This is a genomic window from Streptomyces sp. WZ.A104 (assembly GCF_002382885.1).
GTDB lineage: Bacteria > Actinomycetota > Actinomycetes > Streptomycetales > Streptomycetaceae > Streptomyces.
The window spans coordinates 1-23,010 of sequence record NZ_NWVL01000028.1 but is presented as its reverse complement, the minus strand read 5'-3'; the positions used below and the strand labels follow the sequence as shown (position 1 = coordinate 23,010).

Sequence of the window (23,010 nt, the reverse complement as noted above, 5' to 3'; positions counted from 1 at the left end):
CATCACGCCGTCCATTAGAGCTGACGGCTCGTCAGATGTGAACCCGTGGGGGCGGCCGGCCGTTCCGGGCGGGGTCCGATGTCAGGTCCCGGAGCGCCGGGCGTAATGGCGTTGCGCCTTCGCGCGGTTGCCACAGCCCGCCATGGAGCACCAGCGGCGCGTCCCGTTCTTGGAGACGTCGTAGAAGTGCAGGACGCAGGCGTGGTTCGCGCAGGGGCGGATGCGGTCGGGCCGGTCCGCGACCAGGCGCAGCCAGTTCTCCGCCGCGTACCAGGCGGGGGCCCAGGACGGGTCGTCCATCTCCGTGACCGACTCCGGCACCCCGTCGGGCCCCAGCGTGCGGCGGATGCGCCCGTGGGAGAGGACCTCGTTCAGCCGGCCGGCGCCCTCGGGGGTGGCCGGATCCTGGCGGGCGGCAGTGGCGGCCAGTGCGTCGAGCGCCGACCGGGCCAGGAGCAGCCGGTCCAGCGTGGCGCGGTCGGCGGCCGGGTCGGGAGTGGGCCGGAGCTGTTCGCGTACCGGGGGGCTGTTCAGCCAGACGGCCAGCCCGGCGGTGGAGTCCAGCAGGTCGTGCGGGCCGTCGCCGTCGATCCAGCGGGTGTTGAGCAGATCGAGCGCGAGCGGCTCACCGGTCAGTGGCCGGGGGTCGGCCCCGGGGGGATGCGACACGGCTGGGCTCCTTCCGTTACGCGGGCACGCGGGAGGGGGGTGACTGATCCGTTCGATCATAACCAGCCAAACGAAGATCACCGGTTGACCTTCTCTCCTTCTAACCCTCAAACTCCATATCAACGGTTACGAGAGCGTCTCGCGACCCTGACCGAAGGAACGGGATCGACCATGAGCAGGGTGAAGAACCTCCAGACGGGCCACGTCGGCCTCAACGTCACCGACCTGGAGCGCTCGGCCGCCTTCTACCGCGAGGTCTTCGACTTCGAGGTGCTGGCCGAAGGCAAGGACGCCGATCGCCGCTGGATCTTCCTGGGGCGCGGCGCGCGGCTCGTGGTGACCCTGTGGCAGCAGAGCGAAGGTACGTTCGCGACCGCGCTCCCCGGTCTCCACCACCTCTCGTTCCAGGTGGACTCCGTCGAGGAGGTCCGGGCCACCGAAGAGGTCCTGCGCGGGCTGGGCGCGGAGTTCGCCCACGAGGGCGTCGTGCCGCACGGCGAGAGCGGCGTCTCGGGCGGCATCTTCTTCGCCGACCCCGACGGCATCCGCCTGGAGGTGTACGCGCCGACCGGGGCCGACCCGGCGGACGCCCCGACCGCCGGGGCTCCCACCTGCGGCTTCTTCTAGGCACCGGCAGAGCGGACTTCTGGGCGCAGGCGCACAGGCGCACAGGCGCACAGGCAGGCACAGGCAGGCGCGGGCGGAGTGGAAGGGCAGGGTGCAGGACCATGAGCGGATATCACCGGGGTGAGGTCGCCGTCCAGGAGCGGGCGGGTCTCGCCCGGCGGGCGGCCGGTGCGCAGCGGGCCATCCGCCGTGACATCCCCGAGGTGGCGGCGGACTTCCTCGGCCGACAGCCCTTCCTGGTGGTGGGGGGCGCGGACGAGCGGGGGCGGATCTGGGCGACCCAGCTCACCGGCGAACCGGGGTTCCTGAGTGTTCCCGCCCCGGACACGCTGATCATCGAGGCACTGCCCCCGCCCGACGACCCGCTGGCCGGTCTGCTGTCCGGCGCCGGTACGGGCGGGGCCGCCCCCGCCCGGGTCGGCATGATCGGCATCGAACCGGCCACCCGTCGCCGGATGCGGATGAACGGCCGGGCGGTCCGTGACGGGGACGGGCTCCGCGTCACGCTCGACCAGGCCGTCGCCAACTGCCCCAAGTACATCCAGGCGCGCCGGCACCGCCGGATCGGTCCGGGCGAGGAGACCGGGCAGCGGCACACGGTCTCGGCCGGCGACGCCCTGAGCCCCGCGCAGCAGGAGGCGCTGCGGGCCGCCGACACGTTCTTCGTCGCCACCGCGTCCGACCGGGGCGACGCCGACGCCTCGCACCGGGGTGGCAATCCGGGCTTCGTCCAGGTGCTCACGCCCCGGCTGCTGCGCTGGCCCGACTACGCGGGCAACGGCATGTTCCTGACCCTGGGCAACCTCGAACTCAACCCGGCCGCCGGTCTTCTCGTGCCCGGCTGGGACACCGGGACCTCCCTCCAGCTGACCGGTCTCGCCCGCACGGTCTGGGACGGGGACGCGGTGGCGCGGGTTGCGGGGGCGGAGCGTCTCGTGGAGTTCGAGGTCACCGCCGTACGGGAGATCGCCGCCGCCTCCCCGCTGCGCTGGTCGGAACCCGTCTTCCATCGCTTCAACCCGCCGGTGACCGGCTGACCCGCTGATTCCCGCAGCCGTGCCCCTCTCAGCGGCCCCGGTACTCCGGCGTCCGGCGTTCGACGAAGGACGCCACGCCCTCGTCGGCGTCGCGGGTGGTCATGTTGATCTCCTGGGCGGCGGCCTCGGCCGCGAACGCGGTGGCCCGGTCGCCGTCCAGGGAGGCGTTCACCAACTGCTTGGTCAGGGCGAGGGCCCGGGTGGGGCCCGTCGCCAGCCGGGCGGCCCACTCCTTGGCCAGGGCCTCCAACTCCCCTACCGGCACCGTGCGGTTGACCAGTCCCAGCCGCTCGGCGTCCGCCGCCGTGAGGGCGTCCCCGAAGAACATCAGCTCCTTGGCGCGCTGCGGTCCCACGAGCCGGGGCAGCAGATACGCGCCGCCGCCGTCCGGGACGAGCCCCCGGCGTACGAAGACCTCGATGAACCTCGCCGTGTCGGCCGCCAGGACCAGATCACAGGCGAACGCCAGATGCGCGCCGATCCCGGCCGCCGTCCCATTGACGGCGGCGATCACCGGCTTCTCGCAGTCCAGTACAGCGGCGACGAGCCGCTGCGCGCCGAGCCGGATCGTCCGGGCGACGTCCCCGGGGGCCCGTTCGCGGGTGGGGGCCGGGGTGCCGCGCAGGTCGGCGCCCGCGCAGAAGCCGCGGCCGGTGGCGGTGAGCACGACGGCCCGTACGGCGGGGTCGGCGGAGGCCTCGGCCAGCAGGGCGATGATTCGCTCCCGCTGGTCCCAGGTGACGGCGTTCATGGCCTCGGGCCGGTTGAGGGTGATCCACGAGACACCGCCGTCGAGGGAGTGCAGGACGGTCGCCGCTTCCGGCCCGGTGCCCGCCGCTTCCCCGCTCACCGGCACACCGCCAGCGCGTCCAGGGCCACCGCGCCCTGCCCGCGGCCCAGTACCACCAGCGGGTTGATGTCCAGCTCGGTCAGGTCGTCGCCCAGCTCCAGGGCCATCCGCTGGACCCGCAGCACCACCTCGACGAGCGCGTCCACGTCCACCGGGGCCCCGCCGCGCACCCCCTCCAGGAGCGCCCGGCCGCGCAGCTCGCCCAGCATGTCCCGGGCGTCCCGCTCGCCGAAGGGAGGCACCCGGACCGCCGCGTCGTGAAGCACCTCCACCAGGACCCCGCCGAGCCCCACGGTGACCGTCGGGCCGAAGAGGGCGTCGTGCGTGACGCCGACCATCATCTCGACGCCCCGGTCGATCATCTGGCAGACCAGGATGCCGTCCAGGTCCACCGACTCGTACCGGGCGATGTCGGTCAACTCCCGGTAGGCGTCCCGGACCTGGCTGGCGGAGGTGAGGCCGACCTTCACCAGGCCCAGTTCCGTCTTGTGGGCGAGCCGGGGCCCGGAGGCCTTCATCACCACCGGGTAGCCGACCGGCCCGGCGGCCCGTACGGCGGCCGCGGCGCTGGTCACCAGCTGCTCGCGCGGCACGCGGATTCCGTACGCGCGCAGCAGCTGCTTCGCCGCGTGCTCGCTGAGCTGCTGCCCCGGGCGCATCAGGCCCTGCGCCTTGCGGAAGGAGGGCGACGGGGTGCGCGGGGCGTCCTCGAAGGGGGAGTCGTAGCGGGCGGCGAAGCGGTGGTGGTCGAGGTAGGCCTTCACGGCGGTCACGCAGTTGCGAGACGTACGGAAGGTGGCGAGCCGGGAGGAGCCCAGCAGCGTGGTGCGGTAGGCGTCCTCGGTGCCGACGGGCGAGCCCCAGATCACGCAGATCAGCTTGTCGGTGGCCTCCGCCGCGTCCGCCAGGTCCTGGGCGAGCCGGTCGCTCATCGGGGGGAAGGGGCCGGTGATCGGACAGATCAGCACCCCGACGGACGGTTCGGCGAGGATCGCGTCGATGATCTTCCGGCCGCGCCAGTCGCCGACCGGGTGGCCGCCGTTGTCGATGGGGTTGGCGACGTTCAGGTAGCCCGGTATCCAGGTGTGCAGCTCGTCCTGCTTGGCCCGGGAGAGGGTGGGCAGCGAGAGCCCCGCCGCCGTCGCCAGGTCCGCGAAGTGGGCGCCGGTGCCGCCGGAGATCGAGTACACCGCGACACCCTGGGCCTGTGGCGGCCGGGCGCGGGCCAGCAGGGCCGCGGTGTCCTGGAGCTCGTCGAGCCCGTCCACCCGGATCACCCCGAACTGCCGCATCGCCGCGTCCACCACCTGGTCCGCCCCGGTCAGCTTCCCGGTGTGCGAGGCGGCGGCCTCGGCCCCGGTCTCCGTGCGGCCCACCTTCACCGCGACGACCGGGACCTTGGCGCGGGCGGCCCGGTCGGCGGCGAGCAGGAAGGACCGGCCGTCCTTGAGCCCCTCGACGTAGCAGGCGATGGCCCCCACCTCGGGGAGCTGGGCGAAGTACGCGAGGAAGTCGGCGGTCTCCAGATCGGCCTCGTTGCCCGTCGGGGCCCAGTGCGAGAGCCGGACGCCCAGCTCCTGGAGGGCGTACAGCGGGCGGCCCTGGTGTCCGGACTGGGTGATCAGGGCGATGGCCGGGCCCTCCAGGTCGTCCCGGAACCTCTCGAAGGCGTTGAGGTTGGTGTTCGGCCCGAGCAGCCGTAGCCCGGATCGCTCCACGGCCGCTGCCAGCCGGGCCTGGGCCACCGCGCCCGCCTCCCCGGTCTCCGCGAACCCGGAGGCGAAGGCGACCGCGAAGGGCACCTTGGCCTCGGCCAGCTCGTCGATCACCGGGAGCGGGTCCGCGATCAGCAGGACCGCCAGGTCGACGGGTTCGGGCAGTTCGGCGACGGAGGGGAAGCAGGCGGTGCCGAAGACGGCTTCCCGGGCCGGGTGCACCGGGTGCAGCCGCGCCCCGACCCGTTCGGCCCAGGCGATGAGCTGCCGGGTGATGCCGGTGTTGGGGCGCCCTTCGGCGTCCGAGGCCCCGACGACGGCCACCGAGCGGGGCCGGAAGAAGCGGTCCAGGTCGGGTACGGCCAGGTGCAGCGGCCGCCCGCTGACATCGAGCCCGCCCTGCCGTGTGGCCGTCGGCAGACTGACGACCGAGGCGTGCGGCTCCTCGCCGCAGGCCACCACCCGGGCGCGGAAGTCGGTGGTGAGGGTGCCGTGAGTCGATCCAAGCATCGTTCCGCCCACTCCTGCTCGATGGCCCGCCGGGGAAGGGGCGAGGCCGGCCGGTTGGCTGACACTCTGTCAGGTTACTGAACTGACGCTGCGTCAGGAATGGGTGTGCAGGCAAAGGCTCGCATGGTCTGTGCGGACAATGGGTCGCATGGCCTGTGCAGGCGATGGCTCGCATGGTCTGTGCGGGTAGTGGCTCACGTGCCTCCGTGCAGGCAATGGCTCACGTCTCTGTGCGGGTAAAAGGCTCACGTGGTTCGTGCAGGCGAAGGCCCGTGGTCACGGAGGGGTAATCCGTGGCGTAAGGTGGTGTTCACCGACGCGGGGTGGAGCAGCTCGGTAGCTCGCTGGGCTCATAACCCAGAGGTCGCAGGTTCAAATCCTGTCCCCGCTACTGATGAAGACGACCGAGGCCCGGATCCCCAGGATCCGGGCCTCGGTCGTGCCCGCTCCCTTCCCGGTGTCCCCGGCCCTGCCGGACGCTCGGACATCCTTCGCGGACGCTGGCCCATGGGCGCCCGGCCGCGCCCGGCGCACGCTTGATCCATGACATCCCAGACGCCCCAGGCACCTGAAACATCCGAGACGCAGGGCCCCGTGCTCGTGGTCGGCGGTACCGGCAAGACCGGCCGCAGGGTCGTGGCCCGCCTCCGCGAGCGGGGGGTGGAGACCCGGGCGGCCTCGCGGTCCGGCGACACCCCCTTCGACTGGCAGGACCGCGCCACCTGGCAGGCGGCCCTGGCCGGGGCCGCAGCCGTCTACATCGTCCCGCAGGACGCCTCTCCCTCCCCGACACCGGCCTTCGTCGAACAGGCCGTCGCGAGCGGGGTGCGGCGCATCGTCCTGCTCTCGGCACGGGGCACCGGCACGCCCGGCTACTTCGGCCCCGGTCACGACGACGGCGGCCCGCACGGTGAGGGTGAGCGGGCGGTCCGGGCCTCCGGAGTGCCCTGGACGATCCTGCGGCCGGGCTGGTTCGCCCAGAACTTCAACGAGGGCGCCTTCCTCGGCGGCGTACGCGGCGGAACGCTGGCCCTGCCCACCGGGGACGGCCGGGCGGCGTTCGTCGACGCTGACGACATCGCGGACGTGGCCGTGGCCGCGCTCACCGAGGACGGCCACACGGGCGAGGTGTACGAACTGTCCGGCCGACGGGCGCTCAGCATCGCGGAGGCCCTGGACGAGATCGCCAAGGAGACCGGGGTGCGCGCCACCCACGTCACCATCGACGAGTCCACCTTCCGGGACGGGCTGCTGTCCCAGGGCGTCCCGGAGGCCGAGGCCGAGCTCTGGACCGTCGTGCTGAGGCCGATCGCCGCGAGCCGGGAGGCCCCGGTACTGGACGGCGTACGACGGGCGCTGGGCCGGGAGCCGCGCGACTTCACCGACTTCGTCCGTGACGCGGCGGCGAAGGGGTCGTGGGCCTGAGGCCTGGGACGGCCTGACATCGGGGCGGCCCGGGGGCCCGGGTGGGCCTGACACCGGGCCCACCCGGGCCCGTCCCGCTTCGCCCTTTCCCGCCTCGCCGCCTCCCGCCTGGGCGCGGGGCGTCCGGCCTCACCCCACCCCACCGGGGCGCGGGACCCCCGGGTCTCACCCCACCCCACCGGGGCGCGGGACCCCCGGTCTCACCCCACCGCCTCGGACGCCACCGCCTCCCGCCGGTACGCGCTCGGGCTCTCGCCGCGCAGCCGTTTGAACGCCGCGCTGAAGCCGAAGGCGTCCGCGTAGCCGACCCGCCGGGCGACCGCCGCGACGGTCAGCTCGGGCCGGGTCAGCAGGTCGGCGGCGAGGGTCATCCGCCACTCGGTCAGATACGCCACCGGCCCGTCCCCCACGAGTTCCGTGAACCGCTTGGCCAGGGTCGTCCGCGAGACCCCCGCCCGGCTCGCCAGCTCCGCCGTCGTCCAGGGGTGCGCCGGGTCCTCGTGCATCGCCCGCAGGGCCGGGCCCGCCACCTCGTCGCCGAGTGCGCCGTACCAGCCCGGCGGGTCGGCCTCGGGCCGGTCGAACCAGTCCCGCAGCGTACACACGAGCATCCAGTCCAGGAGCCGGTCGAGGACGATCTGATCCCCCGGCCGCCTGCCGCCCATCCGCGCCTCCAGGTAGTCGCGCAGGGGTGAGCAGTCCTCGTCGTCGGAGACGACGAGGGCGGGCGGGAGCGCTCGCAGGAGCCGCTGCGGGACTTCCGTCCGTACGTCGTAGGTGGCGACCAGCAGGACGGTGGGCGAGTCGAGCTCGGGATCACCGCCCGGAGCGTCGGCCATGTCCTGCCCCCGCCTCCAGCGCACCTCCCGCACGTGCTCGCCCGATCCGGAATCGGGCCCGGAACCGCCCCCCGGCCCCGTGCCGTTCGCCGGCTCATCGGTGAAGACGAACGGCGCCGGTCCCCGTACGATCGCGGCGTCACCGGCCTCCACCCGCAGCGGCTCGCCGCCCTCGGGCACGATCCACCCCGCACCCCGCAGCGGCATGCACATGGTCAGATAGGCCCCGTCGGTGAACCGCAGCGACCACGGCGGCCACAGCATCGACCGGCCGAACACCGCCCCCTTGCCCCGCACACCCTGCAACAGCTCGTCGAACACGTCCATGGCGCTCACGATAGGCAGAACACCGGCGAAAGCCGGGCGCTTCCCGGAGGGGCCACCGCCGTGTGGCACCTCTGTCAGCGGTGACTCAGCACATTGACCACCCGGCCGTTCGGGTCCCGGACGAAGAACCGCCGTACGCCCCACTGCTCGTCCTGGAGCGGGTGGAGGATCTCCGCGCCGCTCTCCCGCAAGAGGGCGTAGGCCGCGTCCACATCGTCCACCTCGACGCTGAGGTCGGGGACGACCGGGGCTGTCAGGTCGTGGGTCATGAAGCTGACCTGCTCCTGCGGACGGGACGCCGCCGCGACGGTCGTGATCCAGCCGAGGTTCATGACCTCCTCGAAGCCGAGCAGTCCGTAGAACTCCCGGCTCTCCTGAACGTCCTCCGAACCGATCCGGATGTTGGGCACGACACGGCGGACGGACATCATCGACTCCTCGGAAGAAGGGCCTGCACCAGGTTGGCCTGATCGCCGATGACTTCGAGCGCGATCGGCGCCAGCTCCTCGTGCACACGGTAGTACCCGGACCGTACCGTTCGCTCGCTGGCGGGGTGTCGTGAACGTGTTCAGCGAGTCAGCGGAGCGGTACGCCGACCTCGTCCACGGTCACTTCACAGAAATCGCTCACGCGGCGCACCGTGCTCGCAGGCTCCGGGCGGTCCACTCGTCCCTCAGCGCGACGCCCGCGCCACCCTTTTGGCGATTCTCTCGGCGTCCAGGGCCAGTTCGCGGAGCATCCCGCTGATCGGGTTGGTGAAGCCGGTGAAGTAGAGGCCCGGGGCCTGCTTCGGGGAGCGGGCGCCGTGGCTGAGCGGGCGGCCCCGGGCGTCCAGGACGTCCAGGTGGCCGAGCAGGGGCTCCAGGGCGCGGTCGTAGCCGGTCGCGGCGATGACGGTGTCCGGGGTGAGACGGGTGCCGTCGGCCAGGATCACCGTGTCCTTGTCGAACGAGGCGACCGTGGCGACGGGCGCCACCGCGCCGGTTTTCACCGCGTCGATCAGGCCCACGTCCTGGACCGGGATCGCGCCTTGCCGGGCCCGGGAGTACAGGCCCGTCTCCGGGCGCGGGAGGCCGTGGGCGGTCAGGTCGGGCACGGTGATTCGGGCCAGTACGGCCCCCGCCCGGTCGACGAGCCACACCGGCAGCCGGCGGACCAGGACGCCGGTGGCCTGGGCGGGCCAGCCCGCGGTGGAGCGGCGCACGATGTGCGGGGGCGTGCGGACCGCGATGCGCACCCGGGACGCGTCGCCCTCCGCCAGGTCCGCCGCTATCTCCGCGCCCGTGTTGCCGATGCCGACGACCAGGACGTCCCGGTCCGCGTACGGGGCGCGGTTCCGGTACTGCGCCGCGTGCAGCAGCTCGCCCGTGAACGTGTCGCGGCCCGGCCAGTCGGGGATGCGCGGGGTGTGGTTGTAGCCGGTGGCCACGACGACCGCGCGGCCCCGCAGGACCCGGCCGCCGGTCGCGGTGAGCTGCCAGTCGCCGGAGCCGTCGGGGGCCCGGTCGACACGGGTCACCTCGACGCCCGTCACCACCTCCAGCTCGTGGTGTTCGGCGTACTTCTCCAGGTACCGCACCAGGTCGTCCCGGCCGACCCATCGCCCGAACCTGCGCGGTATCCGCAGCCCCGGCAGCGCCGACCAGCGGCGGGTGGTGTGCAGGTGCAGCCGGTCGTAGTGGCCCCGCCAGGACGCGCCGACCCGGTCCGATTTCTCCAGGACCACCGCCCGTACGTCCCGTGCGCGGAGCGCCGCGGCGACGGCGAGGCCTCCGGGGCCGCCGCCGATGACGTAGACGGGCCGGTCGTCCGTACGGTCGGTGAGGGCGACGGCGTCGTGGCTGCCTGCGATGGACGGGCTGTTGGGCATGGTTCGGAGCGTAATCGCCCGCTCTGTTGATGGGTCTCGGTCAAGAGGGAAATCGGTTGCGAATTGATCACGGGGGGTCGCGGGGTGTCGCGGGGCGTTGCGGGGCCGCCCGTGCCGAGGTGCGTGCGCACCTCTTGCGCCGGGCGCCCCGCATCCGCTGAACTGACGTACCGTCAGAAACTAGCGATCGGAGGCCCGATGCGGACGATCTGGCTCAGCGGTGCGGAATGGCTCGCCGTCCTGCGCATAGGCCTCGGCCTGTGGTGGCTGGAGAGCTGGCGGCACAAGGACAAGAAGGGCTGGTTCGAACGCGGTACGGGCATCGCCTGGGCGGCGGACGTCGCGGGCAAGCACCGCTGGGGCGCCGTGCGCACGGGCTTCCGGCGGATCGTCGCGCCGCACCCGAAGCTCATGGCTTACGTCGTCGTCTACGCCGAACTGGCCATCGGGCTGGGCCTGGTGACCGGGTTCCTGACCCCGGTCGCCCTGGCCGCCGGGCTCCTCCTCAACCTCCTCTACCTGGTCCTGATGATCCACGACTGGGCCGAGCAGGGGCAGAACGCGATGATGGCGCTGATCTCGCTGGTGGCCCTGTTCGCGATGGCCTGGCAGACGTGGTCGCTGGACGCGGCGTTCGGGCTGTTCCTGTGAGCCCGGGGACGCCTCCGGACCGCGCGGCGGTCCCGCGCTTCGACCTCCCGGAGCCGGACGCCTTCACCCGCCCGTACTGGGACGCGGCGGGGGAGGGGCGGCTGCTGATCCGCCGCTGCGCCGCCTGCGGCCGGGCGCACCACTACCCGCGCGAGTTCTGCCCGTACTGCTGGAGCGAGGACGTGGAGTGGGAGCCCGCGAGCGGGGACGCCACCCTCTACACCTGGTCCGTCGTCCACCGCAACGACCTGCCGCCCTTCGGCTCCCGTGTCCCGTACGTCGCCGCCGTCGTCGACCTCGCCGAAGGGCCCCGGATGATGACGGAGGTCGTGGAGTGCGCACCTGCCGGGCTCCGCGTCGGGATAGGGCTGACGGTCACGTTCCGGGGCGCGGAGGAGGCGGAGGGCGGGGAGGCCGTACCGGTCTTCCGGCCGCTGCCTGAGCCGACTGCCTGAACTCGCGGGCTGGGGCCGCCGGCCGTCACCCGCCCTCGGTCGCCGCCGGGGCCAGTTGCGCCGACACCAGCCCGTGCGGCAGCTCCGGGTCAACGAACTCCTCCTCCTCCTCCTCCTCCGGCGCCCCGCACCGCCAGCTCAGCGGGTACGTGTTGCCGTCCGGGGCGGGGATGCCCACCCACTCGTCGCGGCCGCCTGGACCGCGTTCCTGGACCACGCGGTCCTCAACGGCTGAGGCCGGGGGCCTCAGCGGGGCCGCAGCCCCAGGGTGAGGCCGGCCGGGAGCAGCGTCGTCCGTACATCCGGGAGGGGGTCCATGCGCTCCACGGTGAAGCGGAACCGGGCCACGAGGGTGGACAGGACGGTCGCCAGCTCCAGGTCCGCCAGCGCCTTGCCGACGCACCAGCGGCTGCCGATCCCGTACGGGAGGTACTCCCCGGCGGCCGGCTGGAGCGACGCCCAGCGGTGCGGGCGGAACGCCGAGGGGTCGGTGAAGACCGGTGCGGTGCGGTGCATGACGTACGGCGAGATCATGACCGCCGCGCCGGCCGGAATGCTCCAGTCGCCGCAGGTCTGCAGGCCGTTGGCCGTGCGCAGGATCAGCCAGTTGGGCGGCCACAGGCGCAGCGACTCGGCGATCGTCCAGCGCAGGATGTCCGGGGTGGCGCCGCCGCCCGGGTCCACGGCGGCCGCGCACTCCTCGGCCACGTCCGGCTCGCGGGCCAGTGCCACCAGGGCCCAGGTGACGGCGGCCGCCGGGACCCGGTAGGAGGCGAGGCCGTTGGAGACGAGCATGCGGACCGTCGCCTCGCCGTCCAGGCCGGCGGTGGCCAGCGACGCGACGAGTCCGCCCTCGCCTGGCCCGTCGAGCGCCCGGCGCAGCTCCTCCTCAAGCTTCTTCTGCGCGCTGACCGACCGGCGGTAGCGGGGCAGGAAGCGGCGTACGGCGGGCGGGAAGTGGAAGGGGCTGCTGATCAGCGGTGTGAGCGAGTTCAGCAGGTCGCCGGTGCGTGCGGCGGCGGCCCCGGCGTCGCGGGTGCCGAAGCAGAACCGGGCGAAGGAGCGGGCGGACAGCTGCTCCAGCTCCGCGACGGGGTCGGTGACCGAGGAGCGGGCCTGCCAACGGTCGCACAGTCGGCCGGTCTCTTCCGTCAGCCAGACCCGGTGGGCCTCCAGCGCTGGGGGAGACATGCCCTTCTGGGTGGCGCGCCGACCCCGCATCCACGCTTCGGTGGCCGGGTCGCCGCGCACACCGCTGACCTCGTCGCGCCGGATGTTGCCGGTGACGAGGAAGTCGGTGTTCGTGCGCCGGAGTACGTCGTGGACGGCGGCCGGGTCGTTGACGAGGACGGTGCCCTCGGTCAGTTCCACCACCGGGCCGTGCCGCTCGACCGAGGCCAGGAGATGGCCGAGGCGGTCCTTCTCGTACTGCTCCATCAGCCCGGCCTGCGTCGTGCCCGTGCGGACCGGGGGGCGGGGCATGGTCTGTTCGGTCAACGGGACACCCCTGGGTCGGTGAACGGCCCGGCCCCGACAGGCGGGGCCGGGCCGTCATCGGGACTGACGTACTACGGGATCCAGGGGTAGGCCCCGGCGGCTCCCTTGGTCGTGAAGCCGAACTTGCTCGCAGCCTTGTAAAGAATGCGCTTAGCCATCAGACACCTCCTCGTACATGGGGAACATCGACGGTGTGACCACCGTCGTCAGCGGTAGGAACATGGCCCAATGTGACGTCGTATAAACAGAGTTACAGGAAAAATTTCGGCAACTCACTGTTACGGCAGGAAGTTCGGCGGGCTAGTGTGGCCGGACGAACCGCTGGGGCTCACGGGCCGGACCACCACCACGCCTCACACGACTCAACTCAACGACTCACTCGACTCACACGACTCATCAGGGGAGCTGTTGTGACGGACCCGGCCGCAGTCGATCTCCTCGACATCGATCCCGCCTTCGGGTCCGATCCCTACCCCGCCTACGCCGTGCTGCGGGCCCGCGGGCCTGTCCACGAGATCCGCGGGGGTGGCGAGGAGCGGTTCTGGCTCGTCGTCGGCCATGACGCCTGCCGGGAAGCGCTCACCGACCCCCGGCTCAGCCGGGACTGGCGGCGCAACGGCCATCTGGCCACCGGTCTCGACGCACCGCCCGCCACGGACGGCCCCGGCAACGCCCACATGCTGCTGAGCGACCCGCCGGACCACACCCGGCTGCGGCGGCTGGCCGCCCGCGCGTTCACCCCGCGCCGCGTCGCCGCTCTCGCCCCGCGCATCCAGGAAGTCACCGACGGGCTGGTGAGCGACATGCTCGCCGCCGAGGACCGCCGGGCCGATCTGGTGGACGCGCTCGCCTACCCGCTCCGGATCACCGTCATCTGTGAGCTGCTCGGCATTCCGGACCTGGACCGGGGTGCCTTCCGGCAGTGGTCCGACGAGATCACCGCGCCCACCGGTGCCGAGGCGTCGCGGGCCGCGCAGGCGGCGGCGGTGCCGTATCTCGACGGGCTGATCGCCGCCAAGCGCGAGGCGCCGGGGGACGACCTGCTCAGCGACCTGATCCACACGGTCGACGAGGGCGGGGACCGGATGAGCGAGGACGAACTGCTCTCGATGGCTCTCCTGCTGCTTCTGGCGGGGCACGAGTCCACGGTGAACTTCATCTGCAAGGGCGTCCGCGCGCTCTTCGCCCACCCCGAGCAGTTCGCCCTGCTCCGCGGCGACCTGGACGGCCTCGTGGCGGGGGCGGTGGAGGAGATGCTGCGCTACGACGCCCCGGTGGAGACCGCACCGCCCCGGGTGGCCGTCGAGCCGGTGGAGATCGGCGGCCGGGTCGTCCCCGCGGGCGCAGTGGTCCTGATCGCCCTGGCCGACGCGGGCCGGGACCCGGCCCGCGTCGCCTCCCCGGCCCGCTTCGACATCCGCCGTACGGCAGCCGGGGACCGTGGGCATCTGGCGTTCGGTCACGGCGTCCACCACTGCCTGGGCGCACCGCTGGCCCGCCTCGAAGGGCGCATCGTCTTCCGCACCCTGCTCGACCGCTGCCCGACGCTCGCCCCGGACGGGGCTCCGGGGGACCGGATGTCGGGGCTGCTCGTTCGCGGAGAACGGAAGGTTCCGGTCCGGTGGTGAGGTGCCGGAGTGCCGACGCGGGCCTCATGGACCCGGCGCGGGCTTCACAGCTCCGGCGCGGGCCTCACAGCCCCGGCGCACCCCACACCGGGAACCACCGCGTCAGGTCCTTCTCCACCCGGAGGTCGTCGCCGAGGGCTCCCCGCACCTGGAGCTCCAGCTGGTTGTCCCGCTTCTCGGCACCGCCGGGCAGCGGGGCGAACGGGTAGAACGTGCCGCGCTTGTACAGGTACACGAGCGCCAGCGACCGGCCCCCGGCGCCCTCCCCGTCCCGGAAGCCGATCAGCGAGCACAGCAGGTGCGGGCCGAAGCCGCCGTCCTGGAGCAGGGTGTTCACCGCGTGCAGGTCGTTGACCAGGCCCGCCGTGTCGTCGGCCGGGTGGCTGGCCAGCAGCCAGGTGTAGCCGTACGCGTCCCGGCTGAACTCCACCGGGATGCCCCCGCGCTCCGTATCCGCGTCGAGCAGCTCCCGTACGTCCTCCTGGAGGCGCGCGAAACCGCCGCCCTCCACGCCCGCGAAGCAGACGGAGCCCAGGCCGGTCGGCGTGAAGCCGGTCGCGGCCTGGAGGGTCAGGGCGGCCGAGGGGACGGCGAAGAGCTGGTCGAGGTCGGGGCGGACCGGTTTGCTCCGGCCGAGGATCGCGTCGAGCAGGCCCACGGGCGTGACTCCTCACTACGTTGAAGCGCTCAGCGGGACAGGTCGGTGGAGATGCGGGACAGCTGGTCCAGGCGCTGTTCCAGGGTCGGATGGGAGGAGAACAGCCGGCCCAGGCTCTCCTTCGCGGAGAACGCCGGGACGAAGTAGAACGCGTTGTACGGCTCCGCCTTGCGCAGGTCCTCGGTCGGGATGCGGGCCATCTGCCCGCTGACCTTCGTCAGGGCGGAGGCGAGGGCGGAGGGGCGGCCGGTGAGGAGGGCGGCGGCGCGGTCGGCGGACAGTTCCCGGTAGCGGGAGAGCAGCCGGGTCAGCAGGAAGCTGATCGCGTACACGACGGCGCTGATCAGCGGGATGAGCAGGAGGAGGATGCCCGCCGGGTCGTTGCCAGGACGACTGCGCGCGAAGCCGCCCCACAGGGCGATGCGGGTGATGATGCCCGCCAGTACGCCTAGGAACGAGGCGATCGTCATGACGGCGACGTCCCGGTGCGCGACGTGCGACATCTCGTGGGCGAGGACGCCCTCCAGCTCCTCCGGTTCCAGGCGGCGCAGCAGGCCCGTCGTCGCGCAGACCAGGGCCGTCTTCTCGCTGCGGCCGGTGGCGAACGCGTTCGGTACGTCGCTCTCGGCGATGGCCACCTTGGGCTTCGGCATGTCCGCCAGCGCGCAGATCCGGTCGATGGTCCCGTGCAGCTCGGGGGCCTGCTCGGGGGTGACCTCGCGGGCGCCCATGCCGTACGCGGCGATGCGGTCGCTGAACCAGAACTGGGCGATGAACAGGCCGCCCGTGATGATCAGGATGATCGGCCAGGAGCCGCGCAGGGCCGCGAGGAGCACGCCCACGAAGACCACGTACAGCAGGCCGATCAGGAACATGGTGGTGACCATGCGGCCGGTCAGACCCCGGTCCGGGGCGTAACGGGAACGGGCTCGTGGCATCGGTGCCTCCCAACAGCTCACCTCACACCTGTCTCCATAGTGCCCCTTTCCTGTTGAAACCGGGTTAAGTCCGCCGTGCGGGCCTCAGGGCCAGAGCAGCTCGCGCGTCCATGCGGCGCCCTCCGAACGGCGGTAGCGGAGCCGGACGTGCCGCCGCCGGGCGTCGCCCTGGAAGAACTCGACCTCGGCCGGCTCGACCACGTACCGCGTCCAGGTGGGGGCCTCGGCGTCCGGTTCCTCCCGCGCCCGCTCCCAGGCCGTCTCCGCTGCCCGGTGGAGGGCGGCCACCGACTCCACGACCTCGCTCTGCGACCCGGTGAGGGCGGCGGCCAGCGCCCCGGTGGACCGGGCGTGCAGGTCGGCGTGGCTCTCGGCCGGGGTGCAGCGGTGGACCGGGCCCCGGACCCGTACTTGCCGTCCCTGTGCGGGCCAGTAGAAGCCGAGCGCGGCGTACGGGCGGGCGGCGAGCTGGTGGCCCTTGGTGCTGGTGGCGTGCGTGGCGAAGTGCCAGCCCCGCTCGTCGGCGTCGTGCAGCATCAGCGTCCGCACGTCGGGCAGCCCCTCGGCGTCGGCGGTCGCGAGGCTCATGGTGTGCGGCTCCGGCTGCCCGGCCGCCACGGCCTCGGCGAACCAGTGGTGGAAGAGGGGGAGCGGGGCGGGCGGGGCGGTCGCCGGGTCGAAGGACGGCAGCTCGGTGTCCCAGACGCGCTGGGCGTGCAGGAGCTCGCGGAAGGCGGGGGAGGGGTGCGGGGTAGCGGTGTCGTCGGTCATGGGGCTATTGGACCGTACGGCTGTGAGGAGGCCCCCGCCCCCGCATTTCCGCCCCCTCATCCCCGTCCCAGCACCACCGTCCCCGACGAGCAGAACCAGCCGCCCGTGCCCGAGGCCACCGCCAGCTCCGGCAGATCCCCGCCCGGGCGGCGGACCTGGCGCTCCCCGGCCTCGCCGCGCAGTTGCCTCACCGCCTCCACCAGGAGGAACAGTCCTCGCATCCCGGGGTGACAGGCGGAGAGGCCGCCGCCGTCCGTGTTGACCGGGAGCTCTCCGCGCAGGCCCGTGCGGCCCTTCTCGACGAACGCGCCGCCCTCGCCCTTCGCGCAGAAACCCAGGTCCTCCAGCGTCACCAGCGTCATGTACGTGAACGCGTCGTAGATCTCGGCCAGGTCGATGTCCGCGGGCGTCACCCCGGCCCGTTCGAAGGCGAGGCGGCCCGATACGGCGGCGGGGGAGACCGTGAAGTCCTCCCACTCGGACATCGTGGAGTGCGAGACGTGCTCACCGGTCCCCAGTATCCAGACGGGGGCCTTCGCCGTGTCGGCGACGTACTCCTCGGCGGCCAGCAGCACCGCGCAGCCCCCGTCGCTGCGGATGCAGCAGTGCAGCTTGGTGAAGGGGTCCGCGATCATCGGGCCCGACAGGACGTCGTCCACGGTGATCGGGTCCCGGAACATCGCCTCCGGGTTCGCCGCCGCGTTCGCCCGTGCCGTCACCGCCACCTCGGCGAGCTGCTCCAGCGTCGTGCCGTACTCGTGCATATGGCGGCGGGCGGCCATCGCGTACTTGGCGATCAGGCTGTGCCCGTACGGCACCTCGAACTGCAACGGCCCCCGCGCCCCGAACGACAGGTTCGACGTGCGGCGGCCCGCCCTGATGTCCGCGCGGGCCGTCGACCCGTAGACGAGGAGCACGGCCCGGGCCCGGCCCGCCGCGATGGCGTCCGCCGCGTGGGCGGCCATCACCTCCCAGGTCGCGCCGCCCACCGCCGTGGAGTCGACCCAGGTCGGCCGCAGCCCCAGGTACTCGGCCACCTCCACCGGGGCGAGGGTCCCGAGCCCGGCGGAGGCGAAGCCGTCGACGACCGAGCGGTCCAGGCCCGAGTCGGCCAGGGCGCGGCGGGCGGCCTGGGCGTGCAGGGCGTACGGGGTGGCGTCGTCGGCGCGCCCGCAGTCCGCGAGCGAAATACCGACGACGGCGACCTTGCGGGGGCGGCGGAGGGGTGAAGTCGGGGCGGCAGACATGAATCTGACGGTACATCAGATATGTCCGCCTGTAACCGCATCCGCAGCCGCGCCCGTGCGGTCGCGTGCGCGGGGCGGCTTCCCTCGGTCCGGCGCGTGCGGGACTCTGGGATTCCCCGCCCCTCGCCCCTAATATGACGCACCGTCAGTTTGCGTATCGCCAGTTGAGGGGCCGCCGGTCCCTGAGGGGAAGGAGCCCGCAGATGGACGCCGCCTTCACCGCGGAGCAGGACGAGATCCGCCGCACCCTGCGCGACCTGCTCGCCCAGCACGCGGGGCCGGACGCGAACCGGGCCGCCGTGCGCACCGCCGAGGGCTACGACCCGGTTCTGTGGCGCAGGCTCTCCCGGGACCTCGGTCTGCCGGGGCTCGCGCTCCCGGAGGAGTACGGCGGGGCGGGCTGCACGGTCACCGAGCTGGCCCTCGCCTGCGAGGAGACGGGCCGCGCGCTGCTGCCCTCCCCGCTGCTCGCCACCGCCGCGCTCGCCGCCCCCCTGATCGCCGCCCTCGGCACCCCCGACCAGCGCGCCACCCTGCTGCCCCGGATCGCGGACGGGACCCTGACCGCCGCGCTCGCCGTCCCCGGCGGCTCCCTCGCCACCGGCCTCGCTCTCACCGGCGACAACCGCGACGGGTCCTGGGCGGGCGGCGGCCGCGCGGGCGGCGTCCAGGCGCGCGGGGAGCGGGAGGGCGACGGCTGGCGGCTCTACGGCGAGGCCGACCGGGTCCTGGACGGGCACAGCGCCGGACTGCTCCTGGTCGCGGCCCACACGGGCGGCTACCCCCGCAGCCGTACGCTCCTGTTCCTGGTGCGCCCGGAGGAGGCGGCCGGGCTGGCGCGAACCAGGCTCACCGCCGTGGACGAGACCCGCCCCCTCGCCCGCGTCGAGCTGCGCGACACCCGGGCCGAGCTGCTCGGCGCGGCCGAATCCGCCGACGCGGCCGGCGCGCTGGCCGCCGCCGGGCGCACGGTCGCCGCGGTCCTGGCCGCCGAGGCGGTCGGCACGGCGGCGGGCGCACTGGAGCGGACGGTGGACTACGTGAAGGCACGCGAACAGTTCGGCCGGGCCGTCGGCTCGTTCCAGGCGGTCAAACACCGCCTCGCCGACCTGTACGTACGGGTCGAGGCCGCCCGCTCCGCCGCCCTCTACGCGGCCTGGGACCCGGACGCCGGGCCCCTCGCGCTCGCCCAGGCCCTGGAGGCGGCGCGGATCGCCGCCGGGGAGGCCGTCCAGCTGCACGGCGGCATCGGCTTCACCTGGGAGCACGAGGCGCATCTGTATCTCAAGCGGGCGGCGGGCGACGAGCTGCTCTTCGGTCCGGTCCACCGGCTGCGCGACCACGCGGCTCAGTGCGCCGGAATCTTCGGGACCGGCCGGTCGTCCGCCACCGCTCCGCACAGGGCGGGCGTCTGATGGCCCGCGGCGTACGCCTCGTCCAGAAGGTCTCCGCCACCCGCGCCTTCGCGCGGGTCGCCCCGCACGTGGTGCCCGCCCTCGACCGGACCGTGCACCGGCTCACCCGGGGCAAGGTGCTGCTCAGCGCCCGGATGCTGCCGGGGCTCGTCCTCAGGGTGCCGGGAGCGCGCACGGGCCGGCCGAGGACCACCCCGCTGGCCTGTATGCCGGAGGACGAGGCGGAGGGCCGCTGGATTCTGGTCGGCAGCAACTTCGGCCGTACGGGGCATCCGGCCTGGACCGCGAACCTGCTGGCCCGCCCGGACGAGGCCGTCATCAACTGGCGCGGCCGGGACATCCCGGTACGCGCGGCCCTGCTGGAGGGTGAGGAGCGGGCCCGGGTGTGGGAGACCGCACTCGCCTTCTGGCCGCCCTACGCGGCGTATCAAAAGCGCGTGGAGCGGGAGATCCGGCTGTTCCGGCTGGAGAGGCGGTAGGGCGGTAGGGGAGGCAGGGGTGTGTCCTGGGGAAACGTCCGGGAACGCCGACGGCGGACCACAGGCGAAGGTGCGTGGTGGTCCGCCGTCGGTGAGACAGGACGTGCGGCTGGGGGTTTCGGGCCTACTTCGTGGGCTTCTTGCCTGTGATGCCCAGGTGGACCAACAGTGCGAGGTTCGGGTGCAGTTCGGCCTGCTTCACGCCCCAGGTGGTGAACCCCTTCTGGTGCGAGGCGACCGCGGCCAGCATCGCGACCAGGGAGCCCGCCATCGCCGCCGGGCTGACGTCCTTGTCGACCTTGCCCTTGGACTGGAGCTCCTTCACCGAATCGGTGAGGGAGTTGGTGACCGAGTTCAGGATCTTCATGCGGATCTTGTAGAACCGTTTGTCCCCCTCGGCCGCGCCGAGGTCGATCACCCGGAGGATCGCGTCGTTGTGCCGCCAGAAGTCGAGGAATCCCTCGACGAGTTGCTCGGAGGTCTGCCAGCCGGCCTTGCCGACCCAGGGGCGCCCGGCGACCAGTTCGGTCAGCCCGGCGCCCTCCTTGGCGACTCCCTCGGCGATTTCGAGGACGGCGCCCTCCACATCGGGGAAGTACTGGTAGAAAGTCGCGGGTGAAGTCCCGGCCTTCCGGGCGACGTCGATGACTTTGACGTCCCGGTACGGCGAGGAGCTGAGCATCTCGCTGAGGCAGTCGAGCAGCTTCTGCCGCGTCGCCTGACCGCGTCGACCGGCCACGCGGCCGTCGACGGTGCGTACTTGTCCTGTCATGCCGTCAGCTTACCGAGGGGCGATGGGAGCGCGATTCGGCCGACTGCAAATGGGGAACGCCGCAGGACTCGCGGGGTGTGCGGCGGCGGGGGGCGATGCTTTTCGGCCGCGGTGCGCGAGGGTGCCGGAAGTCCGGGGCGGCACCGGCGGCGGCGCGCGGCGTAAGTGTTATCAACAGCCTGTGGACAACTTCGGTGGACAACTTTCGTCCACATGGTGAGCTGCCCTTCACTGTTCGGGCAAATGTTCCCCGGATGTTCCCTTTGGGTCTGTCCGGCATGCGTACGGCCAGGCGCAGGCAGGCATACGCGTGCGTCGGGGCGCGCCGGACCGGACCCGACGTTACGTTGACTGTGACGGGCGTCACTGCTACGGAAGGATCCGGGCCCATGGCCGCATTCGCGCATTCCGCGCCGTGCTGGGCGGACGTGCAGCTACCCGACCTCGAAGCGGGCAAGCGCTTCTACGGCGGCCTCTTCGGCTGGACCTTCCGGGCGGGCGACGGCATGCCCTTCGCGGACGCGCTGAGCGACGGCCGCCTGGTCGCCGCGCTGGCCGCCAAGAAGGACGGCCGGATGCCCACCGCGTGGGGCGTCTACTTCGCCACCGACGACATCCGGGCCACCGTCGCCGCGATCCGCGAGCACGGCGGCCAGATCATCACCGACCCCGTACGGGCCGGGCAGGCCGGAATCCTCGCGCAGGCGGCCGACCCGGGGGGAGCGGTCTTCGGCCTCTGGCAGCCCGGGGAGCGCGAGGGCTTCGAGAAGCAGAACGACCCCGGCTCCTTCTGCTGGACCGAGGTCTACACCCGGCAGCCGGAGCGCGTGGACCCGTTCTACGAGCAGGTCTTCGGCTTCCGCGCCACCGATCCGGACGAGGCGGGCCACGACGTCTCCGGCGACACGGAGGCGCTCGTCGACTTCCGGATGTGGTCCCCCGAGGGCGCCGAACCGGGCCCGGGCACCGCTGTCGGCGGCCGCAGCGTCATCACGGACGCGTTCCCGGCCGAGATGCCGAGCTACTTCCTCATCTACTTCGCCGTCGCCGACTGCGACGCGGCCGCCGAACTCGCCGTACGGCTCGGCGGCCGGGTCGCCCAGCCGCCCTTCGACATCCCCTACGGCCGGACGGCGGTCCTGCACGACGACCAGGGCGCCGCCTTCGCCGTACTGCAGCCCGGAGAACTGCTTCCGTAACCCGTTGCGGACCCGTTGTGGGCGGATACCGGCCGAAGTGACATGAGACACCCACATCCGCCCCCGGGTTCGCAACCGACGCCCGAGCCAGCAACAATCGGGGTGCGCGCAGGGCGGGATTCGACCGGGCGGTAATTCGCGGACTTCGTCGCCGAGGTCCGTACGGGGAGGTGGCAGGCAAGTGGTGGAGCAGCTGACGCAGCACGACCCGAGACGGATCGGCCCGTTCGAGGTGCTGGGACGGCTCGGGGCCGGCGGCATGGGGCTGGTCTATCTCGCCCGCTCGGCGTCCGGCCGGCGAGTGGCGATCAAGACGGTACGGACCGAGCTCGCCGAGGACCAGCTGTTCCGGGTCCGCTTCACGCGCGAGGTCGAGGCGGCCCGTGCCGTCAGCGGCTTCTACACCGCCGCCGTGGTCGACGCCGATCCGCGTGCCACCGTGCCCTGGCTGGCCACCGCCTACGTCCCCGCGCCCTCGCTCGAAGAGATAGTGAACGAGTGCGGCCCCATGCCGACCCAGGCCGTGCGCTGGCTGGCCGCGGGCATCGCCGAGGCCCTCCAGTCCATCCACGGCGCGGGCCTCGTCCACCGTGACCTGAAGCCGTCCAACGTCCTCGTCGTCGAGGACGGTCCCCGGGTGATCGACTTCGGTATCGCGTCCGGCGTCTCCAACACCCGGCTGACCATGACGAACGTCGCCGTCGGCACGCCCGCGTACATGTCGCCGGAGCAGGCCCGGGACTCCCGCAGCGTCACCGGGGCCAGCGACGTGTTCTCGCTGGGCTCCACCCTCGTCTTCGCCGCCACCGGCCACGCCCCCTTCCACGGGGCCAACCCGGTCGAGACGGTGTTCATGCTGCTGCGCGAGGGGCCGGACCTGGAGGGGCTGCCGGACGACCTGCGGCCGCTGATCGAGTCGTGCATGCAGATGGACGCCACCCGGCGCCCCAGCCCCGCCGACCTCCAGGCCCAGCTCGCCCCGCACCTCTTCGCCTCCGGCAGCGATGACAGCGGCACCGCCTCCGCCTGGCTGCCGTCCCGGGCCACGGCGATGATCGAGCAGCGCAGGGGCGGCGGCCGTGCGACACCGCCCGCGCCGGTCGTGCCGCCGCCCCCGCAGCAGCCGCCCCGGCCGCCGCAGGACCGGGGCAGGGACCAGGACACCGCCTGGCGCAGCGGGGCCGATCTGCGCTCGCCCTCCCCGCTGGCATCCCCGCTCGCCCCGTCCTCGCCGATGCCGAACGGTTCCGCTCCGGCCTCGTCGCCCCCGGGTGCTTCCGCCGCCCCCGACAGCGGGCCCGTCCAGCTGGCCGGTGCCAAGGTGCCGATCGGCCCCGGTCTGCGGGCCGGGGAGGTACGCGGCGCGGCCGCCGCGCATCCGGCCGCCGCGACGGGCTGGGTCCGGCCGCCCGCCGGGCTGAGCGCCTCGGG

General features: G+C 73.1%; 23 protein-coding genes and 1 tRNA gene. 11 read left to right on the top strand and 13 right to left on the bottom strand.

Going from position 1 to position 23,010, the window contains the following annotated elements:
• Nucleotides 1-81 precede the first annotated feature (81 nt).
• Nucleotides 82-669: a CGNR zinc finger domain-containing protein gene (locus tag CIB93_RS16890; protein WP_096627672.1), complete on the bottom strand. Its 588-nt coding sequence runs from the start codon at nucleotides 667-669 to the stop codon at nucleotides 82-84.
• A gap of 171 nt (nucleotides 670-840) precedes the next feature.
• On the opposite strand from CIB93_RS16890, the gene CIB93_RS16885 reads away from it, so the two are divergent.
• Both CIB93_RS16885 and CIB93_RS16880 read left to right on the top strand, forming a co-directional pair.
• Nucleotides 841-1,296, top strand: a complete 456-nt coding sequence (locus CIB93_RS16885; RefSeq protein WP_096627671.1) for a VOC family protein — start codon at nucleotides 841-843, stop codon at nucleotides 1,294-1,296.
• Nucleotides 1,297-1,397: 101 nt separating this feature from the next.
• On the top strand, nucleotides 1,398-2,333 hold the full coding sequence (locus CIB93_RS16880) for a pyridoxamine 5'-phosphate oxidase family protein (RefSeq protein WP_096627670.1): 936 nt from the start codon (nucleotides 1,398-1,400) through the stop codon (nucleotides 2,331-2,333).
• Nucleotides 2,334-2,361: 28 nt separating this feature from the next.
• Here CIB93_RS16880 and CIB93_RS16875 read toward each other — a convergent pair whose 3' ends face one another.
• Both CIB93_RS16875 and CIB93_RS16870 read right to left on the bottom strand, forming a co-directional pair.
• Nucleotides 2,362-3,189: an enoyl-CoA hydratase/isomerase family protein gene (locus CIB93_RS16875; RefSeq protein WP_096627669.1), complete on the bottom strand. Its 828-nt coding sequence runs from the start codon at nucleotides 3,187-3,189 to the stop codon at nucleotides 2,362-2,364.
• Entirely contained in the window at nucleotides 3,180-5,408 is a 2,229-nt protein-coding gene (locus CIB93_RS16870) for an acetate--CoA ligase family protein (RefSeq protein WP_096627668.1), read from the bottom strand. Before CIB93_RS16870 ends, CIB93_RS16875 begins: the two co-directional genes overlap by 10 nt.
• A gap of 317 nt (nucleotides 5,409-5,725) precedes the next feature.
• Here CIB93_RS16870 and CIB93_RS16865 point away from each other — a divergent pair.
• Together CIB93_RS16865 and CIB93_RS16860 are read left to right on the top strand one after the other, a co-directional pair.
• Nucleotides 5,726-5,799 (top strand) — tRNA-Met (locus tag CIB93_RS16865).
• Nucleotides 5,800-5,951: 152 nt separating this feature from the next.
• The gene (locus CIB93_RS16860; protein ID WP_096627667.1) at nucleotides 5,952-6,833 is read left to right on the top strand and encodes an NAD(P)H-binding protein; all 882 of its coding nucleotides are present in this window, start codon (nucleotides 5,952-5,954) and stop codon (nucleotides 6,831-6,833) included.
• Between the two features lie 200 nt (nucleotides 6,834-7,033).
• Here CIB93_RS16860 and CIB93_RS16855 read toward each other — a convergent pair whose 3' ends face one another.
• From CIB93_RS16855 to CIB93_RS16845, 3 genes are all read right to left on the bottom strand, one after another.
• Nucleotides 7,034-7,999 (bottom strand): AraC family transcriptional regulator, encoded by a 966-nt coding sequence (locus CIB93_RS16855; RefSeq protein WP_096627666.1) that lies wholly within the window; start codon nucleotides 7,997-7,999, stop codon nucleotides 7,034-7,036.
• Between the two features lie 74 nt (nucleotides 8,000-8,073).
• A complete protein-coding gene (locus CIB93_RS16850) occupies nucleotides 8,074-8,427 on the bottom strand; it encodes a VOC family protein (RefSeq protein WP_096627665.1) in 354 nt (117 codons plus the stop codon).
• 245 nt (nucleotides 8,428-8,672) lie between these two features.
• The gene (locus CIB93_RS16845; RefSeq protein ID WP_096627664.1) at nucleotides 8,673-9,869 is read right to left on the bottom strand and encodes an NAD(P)/FAD-dependent oxidoreductase; all 1,197 of its coding nucleotides are present in this window, start codon (nucleotides 9,867-9,869) and stop codon (nucleotides 8,673-8,675) included.
• A 198-nt stretch (nucleotides 9,870-10,067) separates the two neighbouring features.
• Here CIB93_RS16845 and CIB93_RS16840 point away from each other — a divergent pair, with 198 nt between their 5' ends.
• On the top strand, nucleotides 10,068-10,520 hold the full coding sequence (locus tag CIB93_RS16840) for a DoxX family membrane protein (protein ID WP_096627663.1): 453 nt from the start codon (nucleotides 10,068-10,070) through the stop codon (nucleotides 10,518-10,520).
• Entirely contained in the window at nucleotides 10,517-10,975 is a 459-nt protein-coding gene (locus CIB93_RS16835) for a Zn-ribbon domain-containing OB-fold protein (RefSeq protein WP_096627662.1), read from the top strand. Before CIB93_RS16840 ends, CIB93_RS16835 begins: the two co-directional genes overlap by 4 nt.
• Nucleotides 10,976-11,000: 25 nt before the next feature.
• On the opposite strand, the gene CIB93_RS16830 is transcribed toward CIB93_RS16835, so the two are convergent.
• Nucleotides 11,001-11,192 carry a hypothetical protein gene (locus tag CIB93_RS16830; protein ID WP_096627661.1) on the bottom strand — a complete coding sequence of 64 codons (192 nt, stop codon included), beginning with the start codon at nucleotides 11,190-11,192 and terminating at the stop codon, nucleotides 11,001-11,003.
• 29 nt (nucleotides 11,193-11,221) lie between these two features.
• Nucleotides 11,222-12,472 carry a cytochrome P450 gene (locus tag CIB93_RS16825; RefSeq protein ID WP_096627660.1) on the bottom strand — a complete coding sequence of 417 codons (1,251 nt, stop codon included), beginning with the start codon at nucleotides 12,470-12,472 and terminating at the stop codon, nucleotides 11,222-11,224.
• Between the two features lie 410 nt (nucleotides 12,473-12,882).
• Here CIB93_RS16825 and CIB93_RS16820 point away from each other — a divergent pair, with 410 nt between their 5' ends.
• Nucleotides 12,883-14,100, top strand: a complete 1,218-nt coding sequence (locus CIB93_RS16820; RefSeq protein ID WP_096627659.1) for a cytochrome P450 — start codon at nucleotides 12,883-12,885, stop codon at nucleotides 14,098-14,100.
• Nucleotides 14,101-14,164: 64 nt separating this feature from the next.
• Here CIB93_RS16820 and CIB93_RS16815 read toward each other — a convergent pair whose 3' ends face one another.
• The 4 genes from CIB93_RS16815 to CIB93_RS16800 all read right to left on the bottom strand — a co-directional run bounded on the left by CIB93_RS16815 (nucleotide 14,165) and on the right by CIB93_RS16800 (nucleotide 17,714).
• A complete protein-coding gene (locus tag CIB93_RS16815) occupies nucleotides 14,165-14,758 on the bottom strand; it encodes a hypothetical protein (RefSeq protein WP_096627658.1) in 594 nt (197 codons plus the stop codon).
• 29 nt (nucleotides 14,759-14,787) lie between these two features.
• Nucleotides 14,788-15,696: a zinc metalloprotease HtpX gene (gene htpX, locus CIB93_RS16810; protein ID WP_096627657.1), complete on the bottom strand. Its 909-nt coding sequence runs from the start codon at nucleotides 15,694-15,696 to the stop codon at nucleotides 14,788-14,790.
• A gap of 84 nt (nucleotides 15,697-15,780) precedes the next feature.
• Nucleotides 15,781-16,467 carry a pyridoxal 5'-phosphate synthase gene (locus tag CIB93_RS16805; RefSeq protein ID WP_096627656.1) on the bottom strand — a complete coding sequence of 229 codons (687 nt, stop codon included), beginning with the start codon at nucleotides 16,465-16,467 and terminating at the stop codon, nucleotides 15,781-15,783.
• Between the two features lie 56 nt (nucleotides 16,468-16,523).
• Nucleotides 16,524-17,714 (bottom strand): acetyl-CoA acetyltransferase, encoded by a 1,191-nt coding sequence (locus CIB93_RS16800; protein ID WP_096627655.1) that lies wholly within the window; start codon nucleotides 17,712-17,714, stop codon nucleotides 16,524-16,526.
• A 203-nt stretch (nucleotides 17,715-17,917) separates the two neighbouring features.
• On the opposite strand from CIB93_RS16800, the gene CIB93_RS16795 reads away from it, so the two are divergent.
• Nucleotides 17,918-19,129, top strand: coding sequence for an acyl-CoA dehydrogenase family protein (locus tag CIB93_RS16795; RefSeq protein WP_096627654.1), 1,212 nt, complete (start codon nucleotides 17,918-17,920; stop codon nucleotides 19,127-19,129).
• Entirely contained in the window at nucleotides 19,129-19,608 is a 480-nt protein-coding gene (locus tag CIB93_RS16790; RefSeq protein WP_096627653.1) for a nitroreductase/quinone reductase family protein, read from the top strand. Before CIB93_RS16795 ends, CIB93_RS16790 begins: the two co-directional genes overlap by 1 nt.
• 124 nt (nucleotides 19,609-19,732) lie before the next feature.
• Here CIB93_RS16790 and CIB93_RS16785 read toward each other — a convergent pair whose 3' ends face one another.
• Nucleotides 19,733-20,380 carry a TetR family transcriptional regulator gene (locus CIB93_RS16785; protein WP_096627652.1) on the bottom strand — a complete coding sequence of 216 codons (648 nt, stop codon included), beginning with the start codon at nucleotides 20,378-20,380 and terminating at the stop codon, nucleotides 19,733-19,735.
• Between the two features lie 389 nt (nucleotides 20,381-20,769).
• Here CIB93_RS16785 and CIB93_RS16780 point away from each other — a divergent pair, with 389 nt between their 5' ends.
• Both CIB93_RS16780 and CIB93_RS16775 read left to right on the top strand, forming a co-directional pair.
• Complete coding sequence (locus CIB93_RS16780; protein ID WP_096627651.1) at nucleotides 20,770-21,579, top strand: VOC family protein; 810 nt, start codon at nucleotides 20,770-20,772, stop codon at nucleotides 21,577-21,579.
• Nucleotides 21,580-21,763: 184 nt separating this feature from the next.
• Nucleotides 21,764-23,010 (top strand): serine/threonine-protein kinase (locus CIB93_RS16775; protein ID WP_143660059.1); only part of this gene is annotated, 1,247 nt, incomplete at its 3' end.

Bases quoted from the DNA above. Each gene is read 5' to 3' on its own strand.
- CIB93_RS16845 (WP_096627664.1), bottom strand. From the start codon at position 9,869: ATGCCCAACAGCCCGTCCATCGCAGGCAGCCACGACGCCGTCGCCCTC.
- CIB93_RS16785 (WP_096627652.1), bottom strand. From the start codon at position 20,380: ATGACAGGACAAGTACGCACCGTCGACGGCCGCGTGGCCGGTCGACGC.
- htpX (WP_096627657.1), bottom strand. From the start codon at position 15,696: ATGCCACGAGCCCGTTCCCGTTACGCCCCGGACCGGGGTCTGACCGGC.
- CIB93_RS16840 (WP_096627663.1), top strand. From the start codon at position 10,068: ATGCGGACGATCTGGCTCAGCGGTGCGGAATGGCTCGCCGTCCTGCGC.
- CIB93_RS16790 (WP_096627653.1), top strand. From the start codon at position 19,129: ATGGCCCGCGGCGTACGCCTCGTCCAGAAGGTCTCCGCCACCCGCGCC.
- CIB93_RS16885 (WP_096627671.1), top strand. From the start codon at position 841: ATGAGCAGGGTGAAGAACCTCCAGACGGGCCACGTCGGCCTCAACGTC.
- CIB93_RS16800 (WP_096627655.1), bottom strand. From the start codon at position 17,714: ATGTCTGCCGCCCCGACTTCACCCCTCCGCCGCCCCCGCAAGGTCGCC.
- CIB93_RS16805 (WP_096627656.1), bottom strand. From the start codon at position 16,467: ATGACCGACGACACCGCTACCCCGCACCCCTCCCCCGCCTTCCGCGAG.
- CIB93_RS16795 (WP_096627654.1), top strand. From the start codon at position 17,918: ATGGACGCCGCCTTCACCGCGGAGCAGGACGAGATCCGCCGCACCCTG.
- CIB93_RS16780 (WP_096627651.1), top strand. From the start codon at position 20,770: ATGGCCGCATTCGCGCATTCCGCGCCGTGCTGGGCGGACGTGCAGCTA.
- CIB93_RS16850 (WP_096627665.1), bottom strand. From the start codon at position 8,427: ATGTCCGTCCGCCGTGTCGTGCCCAACATCCGGATCGGTTCGGAGGAC.
- CIB93_RS16860 (WP_096627667.1), top strand. From the start codon at position 5,952: ATGACATCCCAGACGCCCCAGGCACCTGAAACATCCGAGACGCAGGGC.
- CIB93_RS16855 (WP_096627666.1), bottom strand. From the start codon at position 7,999: ATGGACGTGTTCGACGAGCTGTTGCAGGGTGTGCGGGGCAAGGGGGCG.
- CIB93_RS16880 (WP_096627670.1), top strand. From the start codon at position 1,398: ATGAGCGGATATCACCGGGGTGAGGTCGCCGTCCAGGAGCGGGCGGGT.
- CIB93_RS16870 (WP_096627668.1), bottom strand. From the start codon at position 5,408: ATGCTTGGATCGACTCACGGCACCCTCACCACCGACTTCCGCGCCCGG.